Annotated in this window: 1 protein-coding gene; it reads right to left on the minus strand. The window is 39.8% G+C overall.

The features are described from left to right. Positions 1-1,205: IS1634 family transposase (locus tag MTBBW1_RS23790; protein ID WP_425430026.1), on the minus strand; the 1,205-nt coding region annotated here is incomplete at its 3' end. Positions 1,206-1,302 lie beyond the last annotated feature (97 nt).

Consider the following 1,302-nt stretch of genomic DNA (forward strand, 5'->3'; position numbering starts at 1 on the left):
AAGATATCCTCATCACTGACTTTTTCAGGCTCAACATTTGTAGCAAGGACAAAACATGCACCCCTTTGTTGTTGTTCAAGGATATATTTTTTATTTTCCTTGAAATTGACTTTGATATGGACGTCAATCTGTTTGATCGGTGTGTCTGGCGTTGGTCTTCCCGGGGTGGCGTATTTTATTTTTTGCTCATATTGGATCGTTTCAACCTCGTGGAATTTCCAGGTGTCTTCAATTTTTTGGAATGCTTTTAAAGCATCCTCTTCACTCTCAAAACCATGCTTTTGTAGAGAATTTAACTTTTTCTCAATACGTTTCTTTTCACGCTCAATTTTTTTGGCAAGACTTGAGACAGCACGATCAAAGGCACCTTTTGACCAGACAACAACCCATCGCTGATCGAACCCCAAATAATTGAACTGAAAGGATTGACAACTACAGTCGTCATTGATTTTATGCCAGTCATCAGTAAGGTAAAGTGCCTGGTCAATGATAGCTCCTTCCAAGCCAAAAGTAGCGGGGACACGGGTGATAAAATAGATCTTTTTCAAGTGTTCTGAATTTTTTTCAGTATAACCTTTTGAGTCCATAACAACACATGTCGGTTGACTGCCCTTTTTAATCTGCTCAACAAAACCGGCAACCCGATCTTTGAAAACAGTATTGTCGGATGCGTTGCCATCATGGCATTGACAGATAAATGGAATTGCTCCATCCTGTGTGACAACAAGCTCAAGTACAGCCTGTTTCAAATCCGGGCGGTGATCTTTGGAATAACCATGCGTAATCCGGATTGCATTTTCATCACTGTCAGGGATGTATTCTCCGGTAAGGGAAAAAGAGGAGGTGTCCAGGTGGCTGTAATCCATATTTATCCCTTCCTTCTCACACACATGGAGAGCTATTTTTGAAAACAGTGCTTCAATGCCATACTGATGAACATCATCAAGAGCTCTTCCCAGCTTGAACCTGTTGAAATGAGAGGCTTCTATACCCTCTCTAAAAAGGATATCCAGAGGCTTGTTTTCAAAAAACTTGGGAGTCAATGACATTGGTAGCTGAGTAAACCCTAATCCGTTGAGTATCATCCCGGCAATGGCTTCTCCTGTCGAAATATTCTCTTTGTCATCATTATCAAAATGACGATCAATCAACTCAACTATTTTTAAATCTTTTATTGCACCAGCTACCAAACCAAAATGATCCAAACGTTTTATATCGAGCATTGAATTCTCCTTTTTTTTGTGAGTCAAAGTTGGGATTAATATATTCCTTTTTTCAGAGAATTCAACTGCTCAATGTCGG

Origin of the sequence: Desulfamplus magnetovallimortis (assembly GCF_900170035.1) — a bacterium.
Lineage (GTDB): Bacteria > Desulfobacterota > Desulfobacteria > Desulfobacterales > Desulfobacteraceae > Desulfamplus > Desulfamplus magnetovallimortis.